24 protein-coding genes are annotated in these 25307 nt (G+C 60.7%); 8 read left to right on the top strand and 16 right to left on the bottom strand.

Annotation, left to right across the window (positions count from 1 at the left end; all coding sequences use genetic code 11):
* Positions 1-31 precede the first annotated feature (31 nt).
* Positions 32-1360, top strand: coding sequence for an OprD family outer membrane porin (locus KUA23_RS01195; protein ID WP_099491428.1), 1329 nt, complete (start codon positions 32-34; stop codon positions 1358-1360).
* A 108-nt stretch (positions 1361-1468) separates the two neighbouring features.
* Positions 1469-2506, top strand: coding sequence for an L-glyceraldehyde 3-phosphate reductase (gene mgrA / locus KUA23_RS01200; protein WP_078046374.1), 1038 nt, complete (start codon positions 1469-1471; stop codon positions 2504-2506).
* 132 nt (positions 2507-2638) lie between these two features.
* Here mgrA and tauD read toward each other — a convergent pair whose 3' ends face one another.
* The 7 genes from tauD to KUA23_RS01235 form a co-directional block, all read right to left on the bottom strand.
* Positions 2639-3475 carry a taurine dioxygenase gene (gene tauD, locus KUA23_RS01205; RefSeq protein WP_252993336.1) on the bottom strand — a complete coding sequence of 279 codons (837 nt, stop codon included), beginning with the start codon at positions 3473-3475 and terminating at the stop codon, positions 2639-2641.
* Between the two features lie 11 nt (positions 3476-3486).
* Positions 3487-4323, bottom strand: coding sequence for a taurine ABC transporter permease TauC (gene tauC / locus KUA23_RS01210; RefSeq protein ID WP_078046376.1), 837 nt, complete (start codon positions 4321-4323; stop codon positions 3487-3489).
* Entirely contained in the window at positions 4320-5099 is a 780-nt protein-coding gene (tauB, locus tag KUA23_RS01215) for a taurine ABC transporter ATP-binding subunit (RefSeq protein ID WP_078046377.1), read from the bottom strand. The genes tauC and tauB overlap by 4 nt, the downstream gene beginning before the upstream one ends.
* 16 nt (positions 5100-5115) lie before the next feature.
* Entirely contained in the window at positions 5116-6093 is a 978-nt protein-coding gene (gene tauA / locus KUA23_RS01220; protein WP_252993337.1) for a taurine ABC transporter substrate-binding protein, read from the bottom strand.
* 243 nt (positions 6094-6336) lie between these two features.
* Positions 6337-7920 (bottom strand): glutamate--cysteine ligase, encoded by a 1584-nt coding sequence (gshA, locus tag KUA23_RS01225; RefSeq protein ID WP_078046379.1) that lies wholly within the window; start codon positions 7918-7920, stop codon positions 6337-6339.
* 214 nt (positions 7921-8134) lie between these two features.
* Complete coding sequence (locus tag KUA23_RS01230) at positions 8135-8518, bottom strand: PaaI family thioesterase (protein WP_078046380.1); 384 nt, start codon at positions 8516-8518, stop codon at positions 8135-8137.
* Positions 8518-10842: a Tex family protein gene (locus KUA23_RS01235; protein WP_099491421.1), complete on the bottom strand. Its 2325-nt coding sequence runs from the start codon at positions 10840-10842 to the stop codon at positions 8518-8520. Before KUA23_RS01235 ends, KUA23_RS01230 begins: the two co-directional genes overlap by 1 nt.
* A gap of 357 nt (positions 10843-11199) precedes the next feature.
* Between KUA23_RS01235 and ompR the strand changes: the two genes are divergently transcribed.
* Both ompR and KUA23_RS01245 read left to right on the top strand, forming a co-directional pair.
* On the top strand, positions 11200-11940 hold the full coding sequence (ompR, locus tag KUA23_RS01240) for an osmolarity response regulator transcription factor OmpR (protein WP_016979041.1): 741 nt from the start codon (positions 11200-11202) through the stop codon (positions 11938-11940).
* 117 nt (positions 11941-12057) lie between these two features.
* Positions 12058-13371: an ATP-binding protein gene (locus KUA23_RS01245; protein WP_078046382.1), complete on the top strand. Its 1314-nt coding sequence runs from the start codon at positions 12058-12060 to the stop codon at positions 13369-13371.
* Between the two features lie 174 nt (positions 13372-13545).
* Here the strand turns inward: KUA23_RS01245 and rimK are convergent, their stop codons facing one another.
* From rimK to rimA, 3 genes are read right to left on the bottom strand one after another with little or no spacing between them, the layout of a single operon-like run.
* Positions 13546-14451, bottom strand: a complete 906-nt coding sequence (gene rimK / locus KUA23_RS01250; protein ID WP_025855543.1) for a 30S ribosomal protein S6--L-glutamate ligase — start codon at positions 14449-14451, stop codon at positions 13546-13548.
* Complete coding sequence (gene rimB, locus KUA23_RS01255) at positions 14448-14930, bottom strand: retropepsin-like aspartic endopeptidase RimB (protein WP_078046383.1); 483 nt, start codon at positions 14928-14930, stop codon at positions 14448-14450. The genes rimK and rimB overlap by 4 nt, the downstream gene beginning before the upstream one ends.
* Positions 14931-14943: 13 nt before the next feature.
* Positions 14944-15723, bottom strand: coding sequence for a S6 modification regulatory phosphodiesterase RimA (gene rimA, locus KUA23_RS01260; RefSeq protein ID WP_099491419.1), 780 nt, complete (start codon positions 15721-15723; stop codon positions 14944-14946).
* A 116-nt stretch (positions 15724-15839) separates the two neighbouring features.
* Here rimA and KUA23_RS01265 point away from each other — a divergent pair, with 116 nt between their 5' ends.
* Positions 15840-16247 (top strand): RNA-binding S4 domain-containing protein, encoded by a 408-nt coding sequence (locus tag KUA23_RS01265; protein WP_078046385.1) that lies wholly within the window; start codon positions 15840-15842, stop codon positions 16245-16247.
* 115 nt (positions 16248-16362) lie between these two features.
* Here KUA23_RS01265 and KUA23_RS01270 read toward each other — a convergent pair whose 3' ends face one another.
* Positions 16363-17166, bottom strand: a complete 804-nt coding sequence (locus KUA23_RS01270; protein ID WP_100491742.1) for a phosphatase PAP2 family protein — start codon at positions 17164-17166, stop codon at positions 16363-16365.
* Between the two features lie 125 nt (positions 17167-17291).
* Here KUA23_RS01270 and hslO point away from each other — a divergent pair, with 125 nt between their 5' ends.
* Both hslO and KUA23_RS01280 read left to right on the top strand, forming a co-directional pair.
* Positions 17292-18194 carry an Hsp33 family molecular chaperone HslO gene (hslO, locus tag KUA23_RS01275; protein ID WP_078046387.1) on the top strand — a complete coding sequence of 301 codons (903 nt, stop codon included), beginning with the start codon at positions 17292-17294 and terminating at the stop codon, positions 18192-18194.
* Between the two features lie 179 nt (positions 18195-18373).
* Positions 18374-19915, top strand: a complete 1542-nt coding sequence (locus tag KUA23_RS01280) for a phosphoenolpyruvate carboxykinase (RefSeq protein ID WP_078046388.1) — start codon at positions 18374-18376, stop codon at positions 19913-19915.
* A gap of 57 nt (positions 19916-19972) precedes the next feature.
* Here the strand turns inward: KUA23_RS01280 and KUA23_RS01285 are convergent, their stop codons facing one another.
* From KUA23_RS01285 to KUA23_RS01300, 4 genes are all read right to left on the bottom strand, one after another.
* On the bottom strand, positions 19973-20836 hold the full coding sequence (locus KUA23_RS01285) for a DMT family transporter (RefSeq protein WP_223204486.1): 864 nt from the start codon (positions 20834-20836) through the stop codon (positions 19973-19975).
* A 58-nt stretch (positions 20837-20894) separates the two neighbouring features.
* The gene (locus tag KUA23_RS01290) at positions 20895-21251 is read right to left on the bottom strand and encodes a DUF1493 family protein (protein ID WP_078046390.1); all 357 of its coding nucleotides are present in this window, start codon (positions 21249-21251) and stop codon (positions 20895-20897) included.
* A 735-nt stretch (positions 21252-21986) separates the two neighbouring features.
* The gene (locus tag KUA23_RS01295; protein ID WP_078046392.1) at positions 21987-22586 is read right to left on the bottom strand and encodes a putative adenosine monophosphate-protein transferase Fic; all 600 of its coding nucleotides are present in this window, start codon (positions 22584-22586) and stop codon (positions 21987-21989) included.
* Complete coding sequence (locus KUA23_RS01300) at positions 22586-22756, bottom strand: YhfG family protein (RefSeq protein ID WP_003236014.1); 171 nt, start codon at positions 22754-22756, stop codon at positions 22586-22588. Before KUA23_RS01300 ends, KUA23_RS01295 begins: the two co-directional genes overlap by 1 nt.
* Positions 22757-22931: 175 nt before the next feature.
* Here KUA23_RS01300 and KUA23_RS01305 point away from each other — a divergent pair, with 175 nt between their 5' ends.
* Positions 22932-24107, top strand: coding sequence for a tetratricopeptide repeat protein (locus KUA23_RS01305; RefSeq protein ID WP_252993338.1), 1176 nt, complete (start codon positions 22932-22934; stop codon positions 24105-24107).
* A 64-nt stretch (positions 24108-24171) separates the two neighbouring features.
* Here KUA23_RS01305 and KUA23_RS01310 read toward each other — a convergent pair whose 3' ends face one another.
* Complete coding sequence (locus KUA23_RS01310) at positions 24172-25221, bottom strand: S8 family peptidase (RefSeq protein WP_346356365.1); 1050 nt, start codon at positions 25219-25221, stop codon at positions 24172-24174.
* Positions 25222-25307 lie beyond the last annotated feature (86 nt).

A 25307-nucleotide genomic window follows, 5' to 3' on the forward strand; every position in this document is an offset into this window, starting at 1 on the left:
ACCGGTACCAATGAAGACGTTATTAAGCCCCATGGTGGGTGCCGCCATGGCGAGCTTTATGCTGTCCGCCCATGCCGATTTTATCGATGACAGCCACGCCGATGTGACCCTGCTCAATCGCTATCTCAACCAGCAGGGGCGTGACGTGGTGAACAGCAACGCCAAGGCCCACAGCATTCGTGATTGGGGCCAGGGGTTCGAGTTCAACTTCAAGTCCGGCTATACCGAAGGCCCAGTGGGTTTTGGCCTGGACCTGCAGGCGTTCTACGGGTTGAAACTGGACTCCGGCGGCGACCTCAACGACAAGGATCACCAGGGCCGCTACCCCGGCAGCATGTTCCCGCTGGACAACGGCAAATCCGCCGACCAGTTCGGCGTGTTGAGCCCGACGTTCAAGATGCGTTTTGCCAAGGATGAGCTGCGTGTCGGCACGCTCTACGGCAACAACCCGATACTCGCCAACACCGACGGGCGCCTGTACCAGCAGACCAATACCGGTGTACAACTGGTGTCCAAGGACCTCAGTGATTTCACCTTCACCGGCGGCGACATCTTCAAGACCAAGATCCGCAACGAAACCGGCGACCAGGGCATGATCACCGCCGGCGGCACCAAAGAGAGTGATCGCTTCCTGTTCGGCGGTGCGGACTACACCGGCATCCAGAACACCACGGTCAGCCTGTGGTATTCCAACCTTGAGGATTACTACCAGCAGTTTTTCCTTGGCGCCAAGCGCCATGACGCCTTGTCCGTCGGCGCCATCGACACCGACGTGCGCGTGTTCCGCAGCCTCGGGGTGGGCGGCAACGCCGACGGTGACAAAGACTTCGCAGCGGCTGGCCTCTACGGTGACGGCACGGGCAAGGGTCGCATCAACCAGACCACCGCGAGCTTGCTTGAGAGCTACAGCCTGGACGGCCATACCGTCGGCCTGGGTATCCAGAAGAACAGTGGCGACAGCGACTTCCCGTACCTGGATTCCGGCCTGAACAGCGGCGACAACCGCCAGGGCCCCGGTTCAGGCGCCGACACCCCGGCGCTGACCAACATGCAGTTGAACAAATTCCAGCACGCCGGTGAGCGCACCTGGCTGGCGCAATACAAATATGACTTCGGCAAACTCGGCCTCACCGGCCTGACGTTCTCCGCTGCCTACGCCCATGGCGATGACATCCGCACGGCGCAGGGCACCACCAGCGAATGGGAGCGTAATGTCGCCGTGGCCTATCAAGTACCCACCGGCACCCTCAAAGGCCTGGGCGTAACCTGGAAAAATGCCCACGCCAGCCCGGACATCACCGGCGCCACCGTGCAAGATGAAAACCGCTTCTATGTGAGTTATGTCGTTCCACTCTGGTAGGCAATTGCTGTAAAACGGAAAGGCAGACTTAAGCGATTCAGCTGGTTAAAAGGCCTGGGAATATCGTTATTCCCGGGCCTTATTTGCCTACGTCCAAGAGAGGATTCGATGACTTACATTGCTGCCGAAAACCGCTATGAATCTATCCCGTATCGCCGCGTAGGCCGCAGTGGGTTGGTGCTGCCTGCACTGTCCCTGGGCCTGTGGCACAACTTTGGCGACAGCACCCCGATCGACACCCAGCGCGCCTTGCTGCGCACCGCGTTCGACCTGGGCATCAACCACTTCGACCTGGCCAACAACTACGGCCCACCGTACGGCAGCGCCGAGATCAACTTTGGCCGTTTGCTGCGCGAAGACTTCAAGCACTACCGCGATGAACTGATCATCTCCAGCAAGGCGGGCTGGGACATGTGGCCCGGTCCTTACGGCCAGGGCGGTGGCTCGCGCAAATACGTGCTGGCCAGCCTCGACCAGAGCCTGCAACGCCTGGGTGTCGACTATGTGGATATCTTCTATTCCCACCGTTTTGACGCCGACACCCCCCTGGAAGAAACCGCCAGCGCCCTCGCCACTGCCGTACAACAAGGCAAGGCGTTGTACATCGGTATCTCGTCCTACTCAGGGGTAAAAACCCGCGAAATCGCCGCCCTGCTCAAAGAGTGGAAAGTGCCGCTGCTGATTCACCAGCCGGCCTACAACCTGCTCAACCGCTGGGTGGAAAAAGACCTGCTGGACACCACCGAAGAACTCGGTGCCGGGGTGATTGCGTTCACACCGCTGGCTCAAGGGCTGCTGACCGACAAGTACCTCAACGGCGTGCCGGCGGATGCGCGGGTGAATCGTCCGGGGGGTGGTTCGTTGCAGGCCAAGCACCTGTCCGAAGCCAACATCGCCCACGTGCGTGCACTGAATGAAATCGCCCAGCGCCGGGGCCAGAGCCTGGCGCAACTGGCATTGGCCTGGACCCTGCGTGACCCACGAGTGACCAGTGCACTGATCGGTGCGAGCCGGCCGGAGCAGATCATCGAAAACGTCGGTGCGTTGAAGAACTTGAGCTTTAGCGTGGAAGAACTGGCGGAGATCGATCGGTTTGCCCAGGAAGGCGGGATCAACCTGTGGGAAAAGCCGTCTACTGCTGAGTAACCTGGCGTAGCCCGGTCAATGTGGGAGCCGGGCTTGCCCGCGATAGCGGTGTGTCAGCTAATGAATCTGTTGCTGACTCACCGCTATCGCAGGCAAGCCAGCTCCCACAGTGATTTTCAGTGTGTTTGAGAGCTAGAACGGCACATCCCCCAGGATCGTCGCGCGATGCATCACCCGCCGCTGCGGCCGGTAGTCGTCCACGGCGTAATGCTGCGTCACGCGGTTATCCCAGAACGCCACATCGTTTTCCTGCCAGCGCCAGCGGATGGTGAACTCCGGACGTGTCGCGTGGGCGAACAAGAGCTTCAGGATCGCTTCACTCTCCGCCGGCTCGAGCTCATTGATCTTGGTGGTAAACCCATCACTCACAAACAGCGACTTGCGCCCACTCACCGGATGCGTACGCACCACCGGGTGGGACAGCGGTGGGTTCTTCTTGCGGGTTTCTTCCCACCGCGCCAGGTCTTCGACGGTGTTGCCAAAACGCTCCAGCGGGAAGGATTTGGTGAAGTCGTGGGTGGCGGTAAGCCCATCGAGCAAGCGTTTTAACGGCTCGGACAACGCCTCATACGCCGCAATGCCACTGGCCCACAGCGTATCGCCGCCAAACGCCGGCAGCAGCTTGGCGCTGAGCACCGCGCCGAGCGCCGGGGTGGGCAGGAAGGTCACGTCGGTGTGCCACACGGCGTTGTCACGCACGTCGGTGACGTCGGTGTCGAGGATCAACACTTCAGGCTGTTCCGGCACGTTGGGGTAGATCGGGTGAATGTGCAGGTCACCGAAATTCGCCGCGAACCGCGCCTGTTGTTGCGGGTTGATGTCTTGGTCGCGGAAGAACAGCACTGAATGGGTGAGCAACGCCTGTTCGATGGCGTCGCGTTGTTCGAGGTTCAGCGGCTGGGTGATATCGACGCCACTGATCTGGGCGCCCAGGGCGGTGCTTAATGGGGTAACGGTCAGGCTGCTCATGCTGTTCTCACTCAATGTGCCTGGCCATGCCACGGCACCCATTTACGCTGCAGGGCCCGCAAGCCCATTTCCATGGCGAAGGCGATCAGGGCGATGACCAGGATCCCCAGCACCACCACGTCGGTGACCAGAAACTGCGCCGCCGATTGCACCATGAAGCCCAAGCCGCTGGTGGCGGCGATCAGCTCGGCGGCGACCAACGTCGACCAGCCCACACCCAGCCCGATGCGCACGCCGGTGAGGATGTCGGGCAGGGCGCTCGGCAGGATCACATGGCGAATCAGCTGCGCGCGGGTGGCGCCCAGCGACTGCGCAGCGCGCAGCTTGGCCGGGTCGACTGTGCGCACACCCGTGGCGGTGGCGATGGCTATCGGCGCAAAGATCGCCAGGTAAATCAGCAGCACCTTGGACAGCTCGCCAATGCCGCACCAGATCACGATCAGCGGCAGGTAGGCGAGCGGCGGGATCGGCCGGTAGAACTCGATCAGCGGGTCGAGTACACCCCGGGCAATACGATTGGAACCGATGGCAATTCCCACCGGCACGGCGGTCAGCACCGCAAAGCCCAGGCCCAGGCCGATACGGCTGAGGCTCGCGCCCAGGTGCTGCCAGAGAGTGGAATCCATGTAGCCCGTGGTCGCCAGCAGCCAGCCTTTTTGCAGCACGGCGGACGGCGGCGGCAGGAACAGCGGTTCGATCAAACCGGTGGCGGTCACGGCCCACCAGATCACCAGCAAGGCGACCAGGGTCAGCAGGCTGATCCAGCGCGTGCTCAGGCTGCGACGTACCGGGATGACCGTGTGCGCGACCGGTTTAGTGACGGTGGCGGGGAGTTCGTAGCTGCTCATGCGGACACCTGCCGTTGGGAGAACACTTTGCCCAGCACGTGTTCGCGGGTTTCGATAAAACGCGGGTCGGACTTGATCGCCCGCGCCGACTCACCGGCGGCGTAGCGTTGGCCGAAGTCCAGGCTCAGGCGTTCGACGATCTGGCCGGGGTTGGGCGCCAGCAGGATCAGGTCGGTGGCGAGAAATACCGCCTCTTCGATGTCGTGGGTAATCAGGAACACCGGCTTGGCCGTGCGCCGCCAGACTTGCAGCAGCAGCTCCTGCATCTGTTCGCGGGTGAAGGCATCGAGGGCGCCGAAGGGTTCATCCATCAGCAACACACGAGGGTCGGCTGCCAGGGCGCGGGCTAGGCCGACACGCTGCTTCTGGCCGCCGGAAAGCTGCCAGATGCGGCGGCTGTCGAAACCGGCCAGGTCGACCAGCGCGAGCATTTCCCGGGCGCGCACTTCGCGTTGTGCCTTGGGCACGCCGGCCAGCTCCAGGCCGAAGCCGACATTGGCCAGCACGTCCTGCCAGGGCAGCAGGGCGTCGTCCTGGAACACCACGCCGCGCTCGGCGCTGGGGCCTTTGACCGGCACGCCATCGAGGGTGATGCGCCCGGCAGACGGTTCGACAAAGCCGGCAATCAGGTTCAACAGCGAAGTCTTGCCACTGCCGGACGGACCGAGGGCCACCAGCAATTGCTGGGGCCCCAGGTCGAGTGAGATGTCGGACAGTACCGGTTCTGTGGCGCCTGGGTACTGTGCGCTGATGCGCTCCAGCTGTAGCAAGGCCATCGCAATGAACTCCTGATCAGTTAGTAATGAACTTGGCGCTGACGTAAGGGGCGTAATCCGGCAGCACGGCTTCGACCTTGCCTTGTTCCTTCAGGAACGCTGCGGTATCGGTCACGGCCTTGGTAGTCGGTGCGCCCAGCAGGGTCACCTGGTCAGCGGCCAGCGGGTAGACGTTGCCTCGCAGCAGCAAGGGGATGTCACTGGCCTTGGCGCCGGAGAGCTTGACCAGTTTGTCGACGTTGCCTTTGTCGGCGAGCCAGGCTTGTGGGTCTTTGCGGTAAGCGGCGTAGGCGTCCAGGGTGACTTTGGCGAACGCGGTGACGATTTCCGGGTGCTTCTCGGCGAAGTCCTTACGCACGATCCAGGCATCGAAGGTCGGCGCGCCGAACTTGGCCAGTTCGCCGGAGGTTATCAGCACCTTGCCGTTCTCCTTGGCGACGCCCAGGGCGGGGTCCCACACGTAAGTCGCGTCGATATCGCCACGCTTCCAGGCGGCGATGATGGCCGGTGGCGCGAGGTTGAGGATGGTCACTTTGGCCGGGTCGATGTTCCAGTGCTTCAGCGCGGCCAGCAGGCTGTAGTGCCCGGTGGACACGAACGGCACGGCGATTTTCTTGCCGATCAGGTCCTGCGGGCTGTTGATCCCCGAACCGTTGCGCGCCACCAGGGCTTCGGCGCCGCCGATCTGGGTGGCGACGAGGAAGGTTTCCACCGGCACTTTGCGGGTGATGGCAGCGGTCAGCGGGCTGGAACCGAGGTAGCCGATCTGTACGTCGCCGGAAGCGATGGCGGCGATGATGTCGGCGCCATTGTCGAATTTGCGCCAGTCAATCTTGGCGTTGGTGGCTTTTTCATAGGCGCCATCGGCCTGGGCGACTTTGGCCGGGTCCACGGTGGTCTGGTAAGCGATGGTCACATCCGCCGCCTGGGCAAACAGGCTGGCACCGGCCAGGGACAATGCGGCCAAGAGGCGCAGAGGGATTAGCAGTTTCAAGGGGAAGCTCCTCAATCAGGCGGCCGAGGGTCGGCGTGTGAGGAGACTAAATGATCTAAGAATCCGAAAATAAATAACATTTTCGAATTAGCTTATGAGAAGAAAAGTGGAATTCGGTCCTCAGGCTGAGGGGAGCAACTGTGGGAGCTGGCTTGCCTGCGATGCACACAACTCGGTATTCCAGATAGACCGAGCTGATGCTATCGCGGGCAAGCCAGCTCCCATAGGGGGCCGCGTAAGGCTTTAGTTGCTGATGGCGAGAATGCTGGCCTGGTACGACCCAACAAACACATCGAAATCGCCCACTTCGTTCTGCTCCAACTCAGCTTGCTGCGCCAGCGAGGTCCGTGCCAGCTCCTCAAAGCGCGCCTGCTCTTCAGCCGGCAACGGCTCCTTACGGAAATGCTCGGCGTGCAACTGGCTCTGGTGCAGGGAGAACTGCGCAAAACTTTCTTTGCGCTCGGCCATCGCCGCCAGCACTTGGGCCGAGGGTGTCAGGGACGGGTCCTTGACCTTGGCCATCTGAGCGTCCAGCGCCTGGCTGTGCTCGGTAATGCCCTGGCTCTCATCCAGCAAGGCAGCCAGCGGTGCAATCTGTTCCAGCAGCTCGGCAGCCCATTCCTTCATGTCCACCGCCTGGCCTTGGCGCTGCAATTGCAGGCCTGGACGGCGGCCTTCCTTGACCACGCTGAGGAAGTTGGACGTGGCGTTGCCGCACTCGTTGTCGGCGAACAGCGGACTGTCGTTCAGCGCGCAGTACAGCAGGAAGGCGTCGAGGAAACGCGATTCCGGCAGGTCGATGCCCATCGGCAGGAACGGGTTGATGTCCAGGCAGCGCACTTCGATGTACTGGATACCACGGGCCATCAGCGCCTGGATCGGCCGCTCGCCGGTGTAGGTCACACGCTTGGGGCGGATGTTGGAGTAGTACTCGTTTTCGATCTGCAGGATGTTGGTGTTGAGCTGCACCCACTCACCATCCTTGTGGGTGCCGACTTCGACGTACGGCGCGTAGGGCGTTGCCACCGCTTCGCGCAGGCTGTCGGTGTAGCTGCTCAAGTCGTTGTAGCACGGCGTGAGGCCGGCCTGGGCGTTGCTCTGGTAACCCAGGTCGCTCATGCGCAGGCTGGTGGCATACGGCAGGTACAGGGTGTCGGCGTCCAAGACTTCCAGCTGGTGCGAACGACCGCGCAGGAAGCCGGCGTCCAGCGCTGGGGAGGCACCGAACAGGTACATCAACAGCCAGCTGTAGCGACGGAAATTACGGATCAACGCGATATACGCGGTGGACTGGTAGTCGCGGTCGGTGCCGACGAAACCTTCAGTCTCCTTGAGCAATGGCCACAACGCTTCCGGCAGGGAAAAGTTGTAGTGGATGCCGGCGATGCATTGCATGGTCTTGCCGTAACGCAGGGCCAGGCCCTTGCGGTACACGTACTTGAGCTGGCCGATATTGGAGGTGCCGTAGTAGGCAATCGGAATATCTTCTTCGGCCGGCAACGGGCACGGCATTGAGGGGCTCCACAGGTATTCGCTGCCGAGCTTGGTGTAGGCAAAGCGGTGGATCTTGTCCAGGCTGCTCAGGGTATCGGCCGGGTTGGGCAGGGCGGGAGTGATGAACTCCAGCAGCGATTCCGAGTAGTCGGTGGTGATCTGTTCATGGGTCAACGCGGCGCCCAGGGCTTCCGGGTGCGGCGTTTGCGCCAGTCGACCCTCACTGGTGACACGCAGGCATTCGCGCTCGATGCCGTGCAAGCACTGCTCTAGCAGGGAGAGGTGTTCGCGCTTGCCGAGCAGGGCCAGGCGGCGGTTGAGAAGTTCGCTCAAGTTGGATTCCTTCACGCGTCAGTCGCCCCAATATGGGGGTGGGCAGGACGGTCTACAAGGGTGAAGTTGAAACTGGCGTTATCGCCTGGTTTTGAGTCGATTTGACCCGCCTTTAAAAAGCCTACTTCACTCCATGAATTGGGCTATAGCGTGGCAAGAAAATTCCGACGCTGTTGTCGCAGCGCCGAAATTAACTCAAATCGAGGGTGGGGAGCTATAGGACAGCGAAGGTGCCCTGTGCTTTTGCGACAAGTCTTTCTTCCTGGTACACGTCTGCCTCGACCACCAGGGTGCGGCGGCCCGCATGAATTACCCGGCTGGTGCACAGCACGTCTCCGTCAGACACGGCACGGATGTAGTTGATCTTGCACTCGATGGTCGCGCTCTGCTGGTCGAAACCATGGGAGCTGGAACAGGCCAGCCCCATCGTAATGTCCACCAGGCTGAAAATCGCCCCACCATGGAGCTTGCCCGCGCGGTTGCGCAGTTGCGGCTCCAGGGTCAGGGCCACCTCGGCGACGCCTTCCTCAAGGCGTTGCAGGCGGCAGCCGATCAGTTCGCTGAACGCGCTATGGGTCAAGCCGGCCGGGATTTCCATCAACGTTTCTTCAACTGTTTGGCGTTGGCGAACAGCGAGGCCATGGCGTTGTTGCTTGGGGCTGCCGTGGCGGTTTCCTTGCGCGGTGCATGGTTTTGCGACTGGCGCGGCGCCGAGCCTGGGCGTGCGCCACGGGCACCGTCGATTTTCTCGCCAGGGGTGTCGCTCATGCGCATCGACAGGCCGACGCGTTTGCGTGGGATGTCGACTTCCATGACCTTGACCTTGACCACGTCACCGGCTTTAACCGCTTCCCGTGGGTCCTTGATGAATTTCTCCGAAAGCGCAGAGATATGCACCAAACCGTCCTGATGCACGCCGATGTCCACAAACGCGCCGAAGTTGGTCACGTTGGTGACCACACCTTCCAGGATCATGCCCAGTTGCAGGTCCTTGAGGTCTTCGACACCGTCCTGGAACTCGGCGGTCTTGAACTCGGGACGTGGGTCGCGGCCAGGTTTTTCCAGCTCTTGCAGGATGTCGGTGATGGTCGGCACACCGAAGGTTTCGTCGGTGTACTTCTTGGGATCCAGGCGCTTGAGGAACGCGGCGTCGCCGATCAGCGAGCGGATGTCGCGGTCAGTCTCGGCGGCGATGCGTTGCACCAGCGGATAGGCTTCCGGGTGAACCGCCGAGGCGTCCAGCGGGTTATCGCCGTTCATCACGCGTAGGAAGCCGGCGGCTTGTTCGAAGGTTTTTTCACCCAGGCGTGCGACTTTTTTCAGCGCTGCACGGGTCTTGAACGCGCCGTTTTCATCACGGTGGCTGACAATGTTCTGCGCCAGGGTGGCGTTGAGGCCGGAAATACGCGCCAGCAGCGCCACGGAGGCGGTGTTCACGTCGACGCCGACGGCGTTTACGCAGTCTTCCACGACCGCATCCAGGCCACGCGCCAGTTTCAGTTGCGACACGTCGTGCTGGTACTGGCCGACGCCAATGGATTTAGGGTCGATCTTCACCAGTTCGGCCAGCGGGTCCTGCAGGCGGCGGGCGATGGACACCGCGCCACGGATCGACACGTCGAGGTCCGGGAATTCCTTGGACGCCAGTTCCGACGCCGAATACACCGAAGCACCGGCCTCGGAGACCATGACCTTGGTCATCTTCATGGCTGGGTACTTTTTGATCAGCTCGGCGGCCAGCTTGTCGGTCTCGCGGCTGGCGGTGCCGTTGCCGATGGCGATCAGGTCCACCGCGTGCTTGGCGCACAGGGCGGCGAGAATCGCCAGGGTCTGGTCCCACTTGTTGTGCGGCACATGCGGATACACAGTGGCGTGGTCCAGCAGCTTGCCGGTGGAGTCGACCACGGCAACCTTGCAGCCAGTGCGCAGGCCGGGGTCGAGGCCCAGGGTCGCGCGCGGGCCGGCCGGGGCGGCCAGCAGCAGGTCGTGCAGGTTGTGGGCGAACACGTTGATCGCCTCGGTTTCGGCGCCGTCGCGCAACTCACCCAGCAGGTCGGTTTCCAGGTGGGTGTAGAGCTTGACCTTCCAGGTCCAGCGCACCACTTCACCCAGCCACTTGTCCGCAGGACGGTTCTGGTTCTGGATGCCGAATTGTTGCCCGATCATGCCTTCGCACGGGTGCATGGTGCCCGGCAATTCGTCGCCGACCTTCAGTGCAGAGCTGAGAATGCCCTCGTTGCGGCCACGGAAAATGGCCAGCGCGCGGTGGGACGGCATGCTCTTGAGCGGCTCGTCATGTTCGAAGTAATCGCGGAACTTGGCGCCTTCTTCCTCTTTGCCGGCGATGACGCGGGCACTGAGAATGGCTTCCTGCTTCAGGTAGTTGCGCAGTTTTTCCAACAGGCTGGCGTCTTCGGCGAAGCGCTCCATGAGGATGTACTTGGCGCCTTCGAGGGCCGCCTTGACGTCGGCGACGCCTTTTTCGGCGTCGATGAAGCGTGCGGCTTCGGCTTCCGGGGTCAGCGAAGGGTCGTTGAACAGGCCGTCCGCCAGCTCGCCCAGGCCGGCTTCCAGGGCGATCTGGCCCTTGGTGCGGCGCTTCTGTTTGTACGGCAGGTAAAGGTCTTCGAGGCGGGTCTTGGTGTCGGCGAGCTTGATGTCGCGCTCGAGTTGCGGGGTCAACTTGCCTTGTTCCTCGATGCTGGCGAGGATGCTGATGCGCCGTTCGTCGAGTTCTCGCAGGTAGCGCAGGCGCTCTTCCAGGTGACGCAGTTGGGTGTCGTCGAGGCTGCCGGTCACTTCTTTACGGTAACGGGCGATGAAGGGCACCGTGGAGCCTTCATCCAGTAGAGCGACGGCCGCTTCGACCTGTTGTGGGCGTACACCGAGTTCCTCGGCGATGCGGCTGTTGATGCTGTCCATAAAACCACCTGAAATTCTGAAAAGCAGCTCGCAGGCCCGGAAAACAAGGCCTTGGGAGGCTGGTTGAGCGGCCCGACTGGCGCCGCTGCCTGGGTCAAGAGGCAGCCTATTGACCCTCGAAACCTAAAAAATCACGACACGCGGGTAAAAAAAGCCCCGGCAGCAAGCAGTAACGATCTGACGTTGCCCTGCACGGCGGCGGCGCATTATAACCAGCGTTCTGTCCTTGAGGGGGATTGCGCCAACGGTTGTAGGGCGCGGGTTCGCTGGCGGTAGAGGAAAAATCTGCTAACAATGCACACGGTGCGTATAACGGCAGCTAGGCCATAATGCGCGCCGAGATAAGAGGAGCATCCAATGAGCAGCACTGCACAAACTGCTGAAGGCGAAAAAATTCTCATCGTTGATGACGATCCGGGGCTGAGCAGCCTGCTGGAGCGTTTCTTCAACTCCAAGGGCTACCGTGCCCGCGCGGTGCCGAACACCGAGCAGATGGACCGCCTGCTGGGGCGTGAAGTATTCAACCTGGTCGTACTCGACCTGATGCTGCCCGGCGAAGACGGCCTGACCGCCTGCAAACGCCTGCGCGGCGCGAATAACCAGATTCCAATCATCATGCTCACCGCCAAGGGCGACGAGCTGAGCCGCATCAAGGGCCTCGAGCTGGGCGCCGATGACTACCTGGCCAAGCCGTTCAACCCTGACGAGTTGATGGCACGGGTCAAAGCCGTACTGCGTCGCCAGGCACCGCCGGTTCCGGGCGCGCCGGGCAGCGAAGACGAAAGCGTCACCTTTGGCGACTACGAACTGTCGCTGGCGACCCGCGAGCTCAAGCGTGGCGATGAAGTGCACATGCTGACCACCGGCGAATTCGCCGTGCTCAAGGCGCTGGTGATGAACGCTCGCCAACCGCTGACCCGCGACAAGCTGATGAACCTGGCCCGTGGCCGGGAATGGGATGCCTTGGAGCGTTCCATCGACGTGCAGATTTCCCGTCTGCGCCGGATGATCGAGCCGGATCCGTCCAAGCCGCGGTACATCCAGACGGTCTGGGGCGTGGGTTATGTGTTTGTGCCGGATGGCAATAAAACCAGTTGACCGATGATTTGCAGGGGCGGGACTCCCGGTGTTTGACTCCATGAGGGTCGACGGGATGCCCGGCGTCTGCAATTCTGCGAGCGCCGCTCGTTCCTGCAAGGTGTCTAGCTGTCTTCTATGAAAACCCCGCTGTGGTTCCCGCAAAGTTTCTTCTCCCGCACCCTTTGGCTGGTGCTGATCGTCGTTCTGTTTTCCAAGGCCCTCACGCTGGTTTATCTGTTGATGAACGAGGACGTACTGGTGGATCGACAATATGCCCATGGTGTCGCCTTGACCTTGCGCGCCTACTGGGCCGTAGACCCTGAGAACCGCGAAAAGGTGGCGAAGGCGTCGACGTTGATTCGCGTCCAGGGGGCCGGTGTGCCGGAAGGCGAGCAGCATTGGCCTTACAGTGAGATCTACCAGCGCCAGATGCGCGATGAACTTGGAGAGGACACCGAAGTTCGCCTGCGCATGCATGTTTCGCCTGCACTGTGGGTGAGGGCGCCGAGCCTGGGAGATGCCTGGATCAAGGTGCCGCTTTACCCGCACCCGCTGCGCGGGCAGAAAATTTGGAACGTGTTGGGCTGGTTCCTGGCGATTGGGCTGCTTTCAACCGCATCGGCGTGGATCTTCGTGCGCCAGCTCAATCAGCCGCTCAAACGCCTTGTGTTTGCCGCCCGCCAACTGGGCCAGGGCCGTAGCGTGCGCCTGCCCGTCAGCGATACGCCCAGTGAGATGACCGAGGTGTACGGCGCGTTCAACCAGATGGCGGAGGACGTCGAACAGGCCGGCCGCGAGCGCGAGCTGATGCTGGCGGGGGTGTCCCACGACTTACGTACCCCGTTGACGCGACTGCGCTTGTCGCTGGAGTTGATGGGCAGCCATACCGACCTCACCGATGACATGGTTCGCGACATTGAGGACATGGACGCGATTCTCGACCAGTTCCTGGCGTTCATCCGCGATGGCCGCGATGAAGTGGTGGAAGAAGTCGACCTGACCGACCTGGTGCGAGAGGTGGTGGCGCCCTACAACCAGAACGGTGAACAGGTGCGCATGCGCCTGGAGCCGATCCAGCCGTTTGCGTTGCGTCGGGTTTCGATGAAGCGCCTGTTGAACAACCTGATCGGCAACGCCCTGCACCACGCCGGTTCCGATGTGGAAGTGGCGGCGTATGTGTCTGGCGACAGCGCTGCGCCGTATGTGGTGCTGAGCGTGATGGACCGTGGCGCAGGCATCGACCCGGATGAGTTGGAAGGCATCTTCAACCCCTTTACCCGTGGCGACCGTGCCCGGGGTGGCAAGGGGACCGGCCTGGGGTTGGCGATTGTGCGGCGGATTGCCTCGATGCATGGCGGCAATGTTGAGCTGCGTAATCGCGAAGAGGGTGGCCTTGAAGCGCGGGTACGCTTGCCGCTTGGGCTGATGCTACCCCGAGACGCGGTCTAAGCAAGAACGTAGGCCATAGTTGGGAGCGGGCTTGCTGTGGTGAGCGGGCTTGCCCCGCGCCGGACTGCGTAGCAGTCCCATTGGACCGGGGTGCCCCCAGCCGGGGACACCCCCCCCCACCACAGCAACCCCGCTCCCACATTGGCTGTTCGGTGTTTCAAACGCCGTGCTGTATCAGCCCTTGCCCTTGGTCCGGGTCATATTCGGCCCACCATTCTTCTCCAAATGCTGAATGATGATCCCCGCGACATCCTTGCCGGTGGTGGTCTCAATCCCTTCCAGGCCCGGCGATGAGTTCACCTCCATCACCAGCGGCCCATGGTTGGATCGCAGGATATCCACGCCCGCCACGGCCAACCCCATCACCTTGGCTGCTCGCAATGCGGTCATGCGCTCTTCCGGGGTGATCTTGATCAGGCTGGCGCTGCCGCCACGGTGCAGGTTGGAGCGGAACTCACCCGGCTTGGCCTGGCGCTTCATCGCCGCAATCACCTTGTCGCCCACCACGAAGCAGCGGATATCCGCACCGCCGGCTTCCTTGATGTATTCCTGCACCATGATGTTCTGCTTGAGGCCCATGAATGCCTCGATCACGGACTCCGCCGCTGTCGCGGTTTCACACAGCACTACGCCGATACCTTGGGTGCCTTCCAGCACCTTGATCACCAGCGGTGCGCCATTGACCATGTCGATCAGGTCGGGGATATCGTCGGGGGAGTGGGCAAAGCCGGTCACGGGCAGGCCGATCCCGCGGCGCGACAGCAGCTGCAACGAGCGCAACTTGTCTCGCGAGCGAGCAATGGCAACCGATTCGTTAAGGGGAAACACCCCCATCATTTCAAACTGGCGCAACACTGCGCAGCCATAGAACGTCACCGAAGCACCGATACGGGGGATCACCGCATCAAACCCCTCCAGCGGCTTGCCCCGGTAGTGGATCTGCGGCTTGTGGCTGGCAATGTTCATATAGGCACGCAACGTGTCGATCACCACCATTTCGTGGCCACGTTCGGTGCCGGCCTCAACCAGGCGGCGGGTGGAATACAGACGCGGGTTTCGCGACAGCACAGCAATCTTCATGCAGCACCTGGGGCAGAAATAGTAGAGACCGGGAACACCGGCTTGTCTTGAACGTACTTGATGCCGGGATTGACCACCAACTGGCCGTCAATCAAGGCTTTGGAACCCAGCAACAAGCGGTAACGCATGGCTTTGCGGCAGGCCAGGGTGAATTCCACCCGCCATACCCGATCCCCCAGCGCCAGCGTGGTGCTGATGACGTAGCGCACCTGCGCATGGCCGTTGGAGCTCTTGATGGTTTTCATCGTCACCAGGGGTGCTTCGCAGCGACGGTGACGCAGTTGCACCACGCTGCCCAGGTGCGCAGTAAAACGCACCCACTGCTCACCGTCGCGCTCAAACGGCTCGATATCGGTGGCGTGCAGGCTTGAGGTGCTGGCGCCGGTGTCGATCTTTGCGCGCAGGCCTGCCACCCCCAGGTCGGGGAGTGCCACCCACTCACGCAGACCCACAACGGTCAAATGGTCAAATGTCTTCAATATGGGTAACCGATCAATTCGCCCAGGCCTGAGGGGAAACCTCGGCCAGGGCCTTGAATGCAGGCTTGGCGAACCAATAGCCCTGCATCAGAAAAATTCCGCAGTCGGACAGGAAGTCACGCTCGCCGGCACTTTCGATGCCTTCGGCGATGACAGTAACCCCCAACTGCTCACAGATTGTGACAATCCCCTGGACGATGACCTGACGAACACGATCCTGATCGACATCGCGAATCAGCGCCATGTCGAGTTTGATCAAGTCAGGTTGGAAATCGGCCAGCAGGTTCAGCCCCGAATAGCCCGCGCCGAAATCGTCGATGGCGGTCTTGAAGCCGAATTCGCGGTATTCACGCAGAATATTCGTCAAATGGCGATAGTTATCTACGTGCTCGCTTTCGAGGGTCTCGAAAATCAGCTGGTTCAACGGAAAATTATGCGCGCGAGCCGCCTCCAGGGTACTACGGATGCACAATTCCGGACGGTACACGGCATTGGGCATGAAGTTGATCGAAAGGTGGGTTTGCATGCCCAGGGCTGCTGCCCCGGCAATCGCCTGGGTTCGACAGCGTTGGTCGAAGCGGTAGCGGTTGCTTTCGTTGACCTGGTCGAGCACCGACAGTGCCCCTTCGCCGTGGGTGCCACGCACCAGCGCCTCGTGGGCAAAGATCGAATGATCCCGCAGGTCTACGATAGGCTGGTAAGCGAATGCAAAATCGAACCCGAGGGGCTCGCTTTGCTGGCAACCCACGCAGCGCTGGTTGGGCGAGGTGAGTGAAAGGGGGAATTCGGTCACAGCATATCCTCGCAAAAACAGGGTGCTACCTGGCGTATCTTAGGTGAGCCTTGGGGTTTATGCGTCGAAGGGTTTCAACGGTAAAGTTGCGACATTTTTCAGAGCGAGGAATTCAAGTGGCTCAAAAGCAGGAAGAGGAAGAAAAGGTCCGTCTGGACAAGTGGCTATGGGCGGCGCGTTTCTATAAAACCCGTGCCCTGGCGAAGGCCGCTATCGAGAGCGGCAAGGTGCATCATCGTGGCGAGCGCTGCAAGCCAGGCAAAGAGCCACGTGTCGGTGATGAGTTGCAGATTCGTACCGGCTTTGACGAAAAGACTGTCGTGGTTCAGGCGCTTTCCATCGTTCGTCGTGGAGCGCCTGAAGCCCAGGCGCTGTACACAGAGACCGAGGCCAGTATCGCCAAGCGCGAAAATGCGGCGGCCATGCGCAAAGCGGGCGCCACCGGTATGACCACCGATGGCAAACCGAGCAAGAAACAGCGCCGCGATCTGTTCAAGTTTCGCGGCAGCGGCAATGACGACTAGCCTGAGTCGAATGAGCCTTTGTGGTGAGCGGACTTGTCCCGCGCTGGAGTGCGCAGCGCTCCCGCTTTTTGAGGCCGCTCCGCAGCCCAGCGCGAGCAAGCTCGCTCACCACAAATTATTGCGCAGTTCTAACGACGCTCATTCGCCCGACGATTGGTAGGCGTGCAGCCAGCCCGAACACCGGCGCCGTGAGCCGCAGCAACCCCGCCGACACCTTCGCCGCGAACGGCGTGTAATACCCCCACCCCAGCGCCAATAGCGCCAACAACACACCGCCGATGTAGTCGTCCTGCCCCCAATGGGCGCCGGCCACCAGGCGCGGCATCATGAACAGCAGCGCCAGACCCCAGATCACCAGCACCTGGCCAATCCGTTGGGCGAACACTGTCATGAACATGCCCCAGATCAACAAGACCGAAGCATGATCCCCCGGGAAGCTCTGGCTCGAACGGTCCTTCAACTCCCACGTCTTCTCCAGCCCCGGGAAGTAGTCGCTCATCTGGATCGCCCCGCTGATCACCATCGACGGGCTGCTGTGTTGCCAGCCCATCTGCGCCGCGAGTTTGGAAAACAGCATGCGGATAAACAACAACAGCAGCAGAACCCCGATAAAACCTAACAAAGCCTGGCGCACCTGCACGGCCTTGAACACCCAGTCACCGCGAATCAGCAGCGCCAGCAGAATCACCCCGACCACTGCATCAAAAGGTCGCAAGCTGGCTACAGCCCACACATGCAACCATGTCGAGTTGGTCGCCAGCGGATCATTGAGCAGGTGAAACAGCCACTCGTCGAAAATCACACACAGCATCTGGCCCGTGGGCCACAGCCAAAAACACAGCAGTCCGATAGCGAGTAGATTGCAAAGAGCCCATCGCCGGAGGTTCCACTTGGCTTGGAACAAACCCGGATTGTTCATAAACTGTCCCTCTTCGCTCTATGAAGCTCTCTGTTTCCAGGAGAAAGCCGCACCAATATGGTGCTAAAGCGTTTAATTCTATAAACCTTGTAATCAATTTGTCATCAATTCAGATACCCAGACCTATGACTGATCTACCGGATACCGACTTCACCCAACGCTTCATCTTCGACGAGACCGACGCCCGCGGCGAACTGGTCTCGCTGGAGCGCAGCTATGCCGAAGTCCTCGCCAAGCACCCCTATCCGGAGCCGGTCGCACAACTGCTCGGCGAGTTGATGGCGGCGGCAGCGTTGCTGGTAGGCACCATGAAGTTCGACGGTTTGCTGATCCTGCAGGCACGCTCCGAAGGGCCAGTGCCGATGCTGATGATCGAATGCTCCAGCGAGCGTGAAATCCGTGGGCTGGCCCGTTACGACGCCGATCAGATTGCTCCGGACGCGACCTTGTCCGACCTGATGGCCAACGGCGTGCTGGCGATTACCGTCGATCCGACTGAAGGCCAGCGCTACCAGGGTATCGTCGATCTGGACGGCGAAACCCTGTCGGACTGCTTCACCAACTATTTCGTGATGTCCCAGCAGGTGGGCACCAAGTTCTGGCTCAACGCCGACGGCAAGCGCGCCCGTGGCCTGCTGTTGCAGCAATTGCCGGCCGACCGCATCAAGGATGACGATGAACGCACCGACAGCTGGCGCAAGCTGACCGCCCTGGCCGGCACCCTGACGGCTGAAGAGCTGCTGGGCCTGGACAACGAAACCATCCTGCACCGTCTGTACCACGAAGAAGCCGTGCGGCTGTTCGACGCACAGGGCCTGCGCTTTCATTGCAGCTGCTCCCGCGAGCGCTCGGCGAACGCGTTGGCTAGCCTGGGCCTGGAAGATGCGCAGGAATTGGTCGTGGAGCATGGTGGCCATATCGAGATCGACTGCCAGTTCTGCAACCAGCGCTATCTGTTCGACGCGGCTGATGTAGCCCAATTGTTCGCCGGTGCAGGCATCGACACCCCTTCCGACACCCGCCACTAAAACGTTTAAGCACAGGTGAATCACCTGACAAATGCCGGATTAGCGCTGTTCTGACGGGAGGGCCCTACTCTTTTTGGGCTTTTCTGGCATAATCCGGCCCACTTTTTTCGCGGTAGTAGTGCGCAACTTTCTACTACAAAACGTTTGGAGCACTCGGCCATAGGCCGACGGGGAACCTCATGACGCAAGCCAATAACGCCGTATACACCGATCTGAGTGTTGACGATCTGGTCAAAGAAGCCCTGCAGCGCGGTGAAGGCGTGCTTGCCGATACTGGCGCGCTGGTTGTCGAAACCGGTCATCGTACCGGCCGTTCGCCAGTCGACCGTTTCATCGTTGAAGAGCCTTCCACCCAGGACTCCATTGCCTGGGGCCCGATCAACCGCAAGTTCCCGGCCGACAAGTTCGATGCCCTGTGGGCGCGCGTCGAGGCGTTCAACAACGCGCAAGAGCATTTCGTTTCCCATGTTCACGTAGGGGCTGCCGAAGACCACTACCTGGCCGTGAAAATGACCACCCAGACTGCGTGGCAGAACCTGTTCGGTCGTTGCCTGTTCATCAACCCGGCCCAGTACAACCCGGCCGGTCGTGAAGAGTGGCAAGTGCTCAACGTGGCCAATTTCGAATGCGTGCCAGAGCGTGACGGTACCAACTCCGACGGTTGCGTGATCCTCAACTTCGCACAGAAAAAAGTCCTGATCGCCGGCATGCGTTACGCCGGTGAGATGAAGAAAGCCATGTTCTCGGTGCAGAACTTCCTGCTGCCGGCTTCCGACGTACTGCCAATGCACTGCGCCGCCAACATTGGCGAAGCAGGCGACGTGACCTTGTTCTTCGGCCTGTCGGGCACTGGCAAGACCACCCTGTCCGCCGACGAGAGCCGTTACCTGATCGGTGACGACGAACACGGCTGGGGTGAAGGCGTGGTGTTCAACATCGAAGGCGGTTGCTATGCCAAGTGCATCGACCTGTCCGAGAAGAACGAGCCGGTCATCTGGAAAGCCATCAAGCACGGCGCGGTGCTGGAAAACGTCGTGATCGACGACGCCAAGCACGCCGACTACACCAACGTCAGCCTGACCCAGAACAGCCGCGCGGCCTACCCACTTGAGCACGTTGCCAAGCGTTCAGAGAAGAACCTGGGCGGCGAGCCAAACGCTGTGATCTTCCTGACCTGCGACCTGACCGGCGTACTGCCGCCCGTGTCGATCCTCAGCGAAGAACAAGCGGCCTACCACTTCCTGTCCGGCTACACCGCACTGGTGGGTTCGACCGAAATGGGTTCCGGCGGCGGCATCAAGTCGACCTTCTCCACCTGCTTCGGCGCACCGTTCTTCCCGCGTCCGGCTGGCGAATACGCTGAGCTGCTGATCAAGCGCATCCGTGGCTTCGGCTCCAAGGTCTACCTGGTCAACACCGGCTGGACCGGCGGCGGCTACGGCGTCGGCAAGCGCTTCAACATCCCGACCACTCGCGGCGTGATCGCAGCGATCCAGAGCGGCGCGTTGATCGGTGCAGAAACCGAACACCTCGACACCATCAACCTCGACGTACCGCTGGCTGTACCAGGCGTCGAGACTGGCCTGTTGAACCCACGTAATACCTGGGCCGACAAGGCAGCCTACGACGAAGCGGCGAAGGCGCTGGCCGGCCTGTTCATCGAAAACTTCAAGAAGTTTGAAGTGAGCGATGCGATCAAGGCTGCGGGTCCTAAGTTGTAAGCTTCGAGCGTTGTGAAAAAGCCGCCCCTAGTGGGCGGCTTTTTTGTGGGCGCAATTTTAGTCGGCGATATGCAAGACCACGGCGCCGACCAGTACCAGCACAACCCCCAGCGCTTGCACCGCCGACAACCGTTCCTTGAAAAACACAAAGCCCAGAATCGCCGCAATCCCGCCCGACAACGTGCTGATCACCGTCACCACTGAAACCGACCCCGCCATAGCGCCCCACGAGAACGCCGAGAACCCACCCAGGTTCATCAAGCTCGCCCCCGTCAACGTCGCGCAGTTTTTCAGCGGTGGGATTTTCAGGCCGTCCTTGATCTTCAGCACCATCACCACCAGTACGCACAGGCCCACCAGGTAACCCAGCCACAGCATGGTGATCGGCCCCAGCGCCGGCAGTGTGTAGCGGCCCTGCAGCCAGAAGCTGGTGCCGTACAGCAAGGCGGCAAGCATGGCGTAGGCGATGGACAGGCGTGGGTTGTTGTGGGGGACGCCGTTGTCCTTGTGGAGGCTGGAAAGGGTCACGCCGATGACGCACAGGGCGATGCAGCCCAGTTGCGTCAGGTTGATGTGTTCGCCACTGGCCCAGGACAGCAGTGTGGTGACGACGCCGTAGGACGTCACCAGCGGCGCCACGATGGCGGCCTTGCCCAATGCGAAGGCCTTGGACAGGGCGAGGGCGCCGGACACGGTGAGCAAGGCCGCAGCGATGCCCAACAGCCAGGCGCTCAGTGGGGCCTCGAGCGACTTGAACAGGAAGCTTGGAAGCATGACCAGCAGCAGGGTCATGATCAGGAGCCCCAACGCTTGCCCGAAGTAAACCGCACGTTTAACGCCTACGGCGCGGGCGTTGAGACCCACGAGAAAATCCGTGCCGCCCCAGAGCAGGGCAGCCAGCAGGCCCATTGTTACGTCCATGTAAGGTCCTTTGAAGGCTTGATTTCCTGTAGGCGCCCGGCTTGCAAGGGGCGGCGTGTCAGCTCAGGTTTTCCAGCGTCTGCGTGTCCCAGCTGTGGGTCTTGATGGCCAGGTAAAGCATGCCGATGGTGAGCGGCACTTTTTCGCCGCGCCCCTTGGACCGGCGTTTGAGGAACACATCGAACACCGGCGGGTTGAAGTAACGATAAGTGTCGTAGTCGCCCAGGTCGAGGGCAAATGCCTGTTCCAGCGCTTCCATCAGTTGCTTGGCGTCGCTGCCGTCACAGCCGAGGTCGAAGTTGAGTGAGGTTTGCAGGCGGATCGTCTTGTGTTTCGGCAGGCCGATTTCTTCATGCAGCAGTTGCAGGAGTTGCTGCATGACGGGGTCTTCGGGGAGGTTGGGGGCGAGGTTCATGGTGGGGGCACGCAGGAGTAGTTGAGAGGGCTTAATGCGCCTGTGGCGGAATTTGTTGCGAGTGATGAAGAGTGCCAAGCCTATCAAGATTAGGGCCAGAGGTAGGAGCTGGATGTTGAGGATGGCCACATGGGGTCGCCACAACAACAGGACTAACCCCGTTACGATGAAGGTCGCGGCGAAACGCTTTCTGAGCGTGCAGACAGTGATTTTGAAATACAGGAGTAGATGGAGGGCAAAGAACAGCGCTGCTTGTAGGTAAAGCCATTCACTATGGTTCATTTAAATGCACGTGCATTGAGAGGCATGAACGCTGAAGTCTTTGCATCTAGCAAGCCAAGAGCAGCGCGTGCATTGTGGTCGCGGGGCATCACGGTGAAGCGGCCCACTATGAAGGTGATCCCGTATTGGCTGATGTATTGAGTCTTTTCTATGTTCACGGTGTTTTTGCCGAGACAGTGGTGAGAGCGCTATTTTCATTCAGCTGTGGGTAATTTCTATAGGGGGGTGAGCGGCTGTTTTGTGCAGTTTGGGAAGAGGATGTCGTAGTGCGTGGAGGTTTCTTACAACGGTTTCCGGCATTTGTGGCTTGGCAGCGACTCAACAGGCAAAACTGAGCAAATGTGGGAGTCGGCGTGCCCGCGAGACGGTGTGCCGGGTATGGAAATGTTGCCTGATGCGACGTAGTCGCAGGCATGTTGAATCGTCGTAAGATCTAACCGTTTGTAATTTCGCTCAAGCACCGACAGGCCGACTCACACACCGCTCAAAAATCGACTCCAGCCCCCGGTAGTCACACGCCACCGCGTCAATATTCGCCGGTACCCACGCCGCGTGTTTCACCAACCACCAGTTCACCGAAAATCCCGCATTCACGATGATCTGTTCAAACAGAATCCGCTGCGCCCGGCCATTGCCTTCGCGGAAAGGGTGGATGACGTTGAGGTCGCCGTAGGCTTCGGCAATCTGCCTGACCAACTCGGCCTGACTCGCGCCGACATACCAGTTCGCCTCTTCCATGTGCCGGACGATTTTAGCCGCCTCCGGTGGAATGCGTTCCGGGGTGCAGAACAAGGTGTCGCCTTTCTGGATGTTGACGCTGCGTAACTCACCGGCCCAGTCGTAGATATCGCCGAACAGGGTGCGGTGGATATGTTGCAGGCGGTCTAGGTCGTAGGGCGGTGGGAACAGGGGGAGGCTGCCTACGGCGATTTCGGACAACTCCCGCTCGGCCTGGTGCAGGCGCGCATCGTCGAGCAGGTCGAGGCGGTTGCGCAGGACGCTGCTACCGGGGTAGCAGTACGGGTCCTGGCCCACCCCATATTTGTCGAGCATCAGCGTGGGGTGTTGCGGTACTTGGCGAGGACGGCTTCGCGGGTCGGCAGGGGTTTGTCGACGTCGGCCGGTTGGGTGTCGAACCCTTCCAGGCGCAGGCTGGCCAGGTAATTGGAACGGCGGATCTTGTGGTAATGATCCTGTTTTTGCTCAAACGTCAGTTCGCTCATTGCAGCGTACTCCTGGGTGGCAAGGTTTGATTGTAGCGCAATGCTTCAGTGTGCAGGCGGGATAAAAACCACGTCACATTTTGCGCAAAAAAACCGCCAGCGGCCTGATTTCAGCGTATGTTTCACCGCAAAATCTTGTAGGGCGATTTCGCCCACTACTTAAAGGGAGTTAAGCATGGGTTTGCTGCGTGTCGCCTCGGCGATGTCTTTGTGTGCGATGGCTTTTTCGGCCCAGGCCGAGCAATTGCCGATTGAAGTACTCAGTGCCGTGGTCAAGGACCAGAAAATCGCTGACGCCGAAGTGCTGCTGCAGCGTAACGGCGCACAAAACGTGGTGGGCCGCACCAACGCCCAAGGCCAGGTCACGCTGACCAGCGAAGCGGCTGACGACGCCACCAATCTGCTGATCATCAAGAAGCCCGGCTACTCCAACCTGGTGGTGAAATGCCCGTGCGCAGGCATGACGTACGCCATCAGCCCGGTGATGGAAAACCTCGACGGCCTGCGTGTGGTGCTGACCTGGGGCAAGACGCCGCGTGACCTCGATTCCCACATGATTTTCCCCGGCAATAACATCTACTTCGAGAACAAGAACGGCACCGACGCCGAGCTGGATGTGGATGACACCGACAGCTACGGCCCGGAAACCATCACCCTGCAGAAAAAACACTACGGCGAAAGCTACGTGTATGCCGTGCATGACTTCAGCAACGGTGGCAATCCAGGCTCACGCCAATTGTCCAGCAGCGAAGCCAAAGTGTTTGTCTACATGGGCCAATCGCTGGTGCGAACCTATTACGTGCCGAAAAACCGTAGCGGCAACCTGTGGACCGTGTTCCGCATGACCGGCAGCGGCGACTTCCAGGACATCAACACCTTCAGCGGTGTGACCGTAAATGCCGCGAATGTACTGAACGAAGTCAAGCCGTTGCTGGACGACAGCGTGGCGGTCACCGCCGTCGTAGTCAGTTCTTCCGCACAAACCGACGCTAAACGTCTGAACGTCCAAGGTGAAGCGGCCTACCAGGCGGGTAACCTCGACCAGGCCATCGACCTCTTCCGCCAGGCGATCGAGTTGGACAATGGTTTCGGCAAGGCCTACGGCAACCTGGGCCTGGCGTATCAGAAGGCCGGCAATACTGCCGAGTCTATCTGGGCCAACCGCAAGGCCATCGCTCTGGCGACCGGCGCAAACGCTGCGACGGTGCGTGCGGGTGCCTACTACAACATTGCGCGGATCTACGAAGCGGCGGGGCAGTTCGCCGATGCGTTGCGTCACTACCAGTTGGCCAAGGAGCAGAAGGCCAATCCGGTGTATGACACAGCGATTGAGCGCGTGCAGAATCGCTGATCAGCAGCGATAAGCCCTCCACCAACAACGCGCCCCAATGGCGCGTTGTTTGTTTGGAGCACGGCTACAGGCGAGAGGCTGCGTCCAGGTCCATCAGGCCGCGGCCATAGGCTTCGCTGTTGGCATAGATGCCTGTTCGATTCGCGGTACTGAGCAGGCGCTCACGAATTTGTTGCGGCGTCATCTCCGGAAAACGGCTTTGCAATGCCGCCAGCGCGCCACTCACCAACGCGGCAGCCGGCGAGGTGCCAGCGGTGGGCCCGTAGCTGCCGTCCTTTTGGGTGGTCAACAGCCCTGCGCCACCGTCCCCCCCGGGCACCGCGATGCACCAGCGCGCTGCCAGACCGCAATAGTTGGACTTGAGATTGATGGCCGTGCCGTCGTTCTTGAGTGCCATGACGGCTATCCAGCCCTTCTCGAGTTCAGGCACCAATGCAGGCAGGCCGGGCTCGGCCAGCGGCTCACGCTTGACCTCGTTGCCCGTTGAGAAAACAAACACCGCGCCGTCGGCCACTCGTTTTTTTGCGACGGCCAACGAGTCACCCATCAGGCGTTCATAGATGGGCACTTCGTTGGTGTTGGCTTCAATGGGATTCGCCCATGAGTTGCTGAAAATGCGTGCGCCCTTGGAATAGGCGAGGTCCCAGGCCTGGGCTATTTCGCTGTCAAAGTAGAACGGCTCCTTGTCATCACCGAAGCGCATGGGAATCAGCTGGGCGTTGAAGGCAATGCCATGCATGCCTTGGTCATTCTTGTTCGCGGCGAGAATACCGGCCATCTGGGTGCCGTGGCCTTTGACATCGACGGTGCCAGGTTGCTGGCGCACGAAGTCATAGCCTGGGTCGTACACGCGCCCGTTGAACTCGGGCAACTCAAGGTTAAGGCCTGAGTCGATCAGCGCAACCCTCACGCCTTGGCCGGTGCCGCCCCGTGCGTAGAGGGAGGATGCCTTGACGATAGGCAGGGCTTTTTGCGCAAGGTATTCGGCGGTTTCAAAGCGGCGGGTGTCCGGTTCGGCAGGCATTGGGGCGGGGGTGGACACACAGCCCAGCAGTAGCAAGGGCAGCGTGCACAGGATGAGACGGTGCAGCTTGGTCGGGGGACATAGTGGCATTCACGACTCCTTGTCGGGGTAGCTGATCAAGCGTGCTACTGTCTTCGTTTTTGCGCGGGCTTGCTGGTTTTCTCTGTATCAGTTTG

Source organism: Pseudomonas pergaminensis, from assembly GCF_024112395.2.
Classification (GTDB): domain Bacteria; phylum Pseudomonadota; class Gammaproteobacteria; order Pseudomonadales; family Pseudomonadaceae; genus Aquipseudomonas; species Aquipseudomonas pergaminensis.

Excerpts from the sequence above, each read along its gene's own strand:
- KUA23_RS01295 (WP_078046392.1), bottom strand. The coding sequence starts at position 22,586 with ATGCTCGACAAATATGGGGTGGGCCAGGACCCGTACTGCTACCCCGGT.
- KUA23_RS01290 (WP_078046390.1), bottom strand. The coding sequence starts at position 21,251 with ATGAACCTCGCCCCCAACCTCCCCGAAGACCCCGTCATGCAGCAACTC.
- KUA23_RS01300 (WP_003236014.1), bottom strand. The coding sequence starts at position 22,756 with ATGAGCGAACTGACGTTTGAGCAAAAACAGGATCATTACCACAAGATC.
- KUA23_RS01270 (WP_100491742.1), bottom strand. The coding sequence starts at position 17,166 with ATGAACAATCCGGGTTTGTTCCAAGCCAAGTGGAACCTCCGGCGATGG.
- KUA23_RS01245 (WP_078046382.1), top strand. The coding sequence starts at position 12,058 with ATGAAAACCCCGCTGTGGTTCCCGCAAAGTTTCTTCTCCCGCACCCTT.
- ompR (WP_016979041.1), top strand. The coding sequence starts at position 11,200 with ATGAGCAGCACTGCACAAACTGCTGAAGGCGAAAAAATTCTCATCGTT.
- tauC (WP_078046376.1), bottom strand. The coding sequence starts at position 4,323 with ATGAGCAGCTACGAACTCCCCGCCACCGTCACTAAACCGGTCGCGCAC.
- KUA23_RS01310 (WP_346356365.1), bottom strand. The coding sequence starts at position 25,221 with ATGCCACTATGTCCCCCGACCAAGCTGCACCGTCTCATCCTGTGCACG.
- tauD (WP_252993336.1), bottom strand. The coding sequence starts at position 3,475 with ATGAGCAGCCTGACCGTTACCCCATTAAGCACCGCCCTGGGCGCCCAG.
- KUA23_RS01235 (WP_099491421.1), bottom strand. The coding sequence starts at position 10,842 with ATGGACAGCATCAACAGCCGCATCGCCGAGGAACTCGGTGTACGCCCA.
- KUA23_RS01285 (WP_223204486.1), bottom strand. The coding sequence starts at position 20,836 with ATGGACGTAACAATGGGCCTGCTGGCTGCCCTGCTCTGGGGCGGCACG.
- tauB (WP_078046377.1), bottom strand. The coding sequence starts at position 5,099 with ATGGCCTTGCTACAGCTGGAGCGCATCAGCGCACAGTACCCAGGCGCC.
- KUA23_RS01305 (WP_252993338.1), top strand. The coding sequence starts at position 22,932 with ATGGGTTTGCTGCGTGTCGCCTCGGCGATGTCTTTGTGTGCGATGGCT.
- KUA23_RS01230 (WP_078046380.1), bottom strand. The coding sequence starts at position 8,518 with ATGGAAATCCCGGCCGGCTTGACCCATAGCGCGTTCAGCGAACTGATC.
- KUA23_RS01195 (WP_099491428.1), top strand. The coding sequence starts at position 32 with ATGGTGGGTGCCGCCATGGCGAGCTTTATGCTGTCCGCCCATGCCGAT.
- mgrA (WP_078046374.1), top strand. The coding sequence starts at position 1,469 with ATGACTTACATTGCTGCCGAAAACCGCTATGAATCTATCCCGTATCGC.
- rimK (WP_025855543.1), bottom strand. The coding sequence starts at position 14,451 with ATGAAGATTGCTGTGCTGTCGCGAAACCCGCGTCTGTATTCCACCCGC.
- hslO (WP_078046387.1), top strand. The coding sequence starts at position 17,292 with ATGACTGATCTACCGGATACCGACTTCACCCAACGCTTCATCTTCGAC.
- KUA23_RS01280 (WP_078046388.1), top strand. The coding sequence starts at position 18,374 with ATGACGCAAGCCAATAACGCCGTATACACCGATCTGAGTGTTGACGAT.